Raw genomic sequence first — 970 nt, 5'->3', positions numbered from 1 at the left:
TTTTACCTTTTGACCATCTTGTTTTCCCATTGGCATGGTATTTAATGGTGTAACCTTCAATATTTTCACTTTTTTCTGTATAGAAGATTTTCTTAATAAAGAATCAAAAACGACGTCTATCATTTTGTAAACGCTCCACTACGCCAAATGTAGTTTACCTTTAGAACATTATGCGTATTATTTGAAAAAAAAATGAAAAAAATAAAAACTGAAAATCCCAAAACAAAGCACTTACATCAAATCAAATCAATTTTACTAAAAAGAGGGAATCCTCGTTTTCAGATGTTTGTAATATTGAGTGCAACATTTTTATCTTCTACATTAAGTTCAATAATCTTGTTTAATTTTGGAATTTCATTGATGTATGTTCGATATCCCCTAGCTATTTTTGCTGGCTATCTTTCGTTCTTTTTATTTCTAAAAATTTGGATATTCTTCGCCTTTAAAGGAATGAATCTACATCCAAGTGAATCAATAGAGCTTTTAAGAATTGACTCAAATAATTCATATAATGCCGGAAACATTAATATTACCTCTGCTCCATATGACTTTCTCTTTGAACATGAACAGGCCTTTCTGATTATTCTTTTCCTAATTTTTTCTCTATCTATATTGGTAATCTTTGGTTATGTTATTTTTATTGCACCAGTATTTTTATCTGAATTAGTTTTCGAATCTTTTGCCATGACATTTGTTTATAGTAAAATAAAGAACTATCAGCAAATTGGTTGGTACGGAGTAGTTATCAAAAATACGATTATACCATTTTTAATTTTACTTGCGATCTCTACCTTAATTGCCTTCAGTATACAATCAGCCTTTCCAGAAATTAAAAATATGAGTGATTTAATAGACTCTATAAAATCTACTAATCGATAAACTTCAAAAACTACGCATAACTGCGGCTGACACGCTCCGCTCGGGACTTTCGCCCTCGCTCGGCCTAAAGGCACATTGTCCTCCGTCACGC

At 31.4% G+C, this 970-nt stretch carries 1 protein-coding gene; it reads left to right on the top strand.

Annotation, left to right across the window (positions count from 1 at the left end):
- Positions 1 to 192 precede the first annotated feature (192 nt).
- Positions 193 to 879 carry a hypothetical protein gene (locus EHQ58_RS18520; protein ID WP_135625562.1) on the top strand — a complete coding sequence of 229 codons (687 nt, stop codon included), beginning with the start codon at positions 193 to 195 and terminating at the stop codon, positions 877 to 879.
- Positions 880 to 970: the final 91 nt, after the last annotated feature.

Origin of the sequence: Leptospira ognonensis, from assembly GCF_004770745.1 — a bacterium.
In the GTDB taxonomy this organism is placed as follows: Bacteria; Spirochaetota; Leptospiria; order Leptospirales; family Leptospiraceae; genus Leptospira_A; species Leptospira_A ognonensis.
The sequence above is the reverse complement of the archived record's forward strand: the minus strand, read 5'-3'. Positions and strand labels throughout refer to the sequence as shown.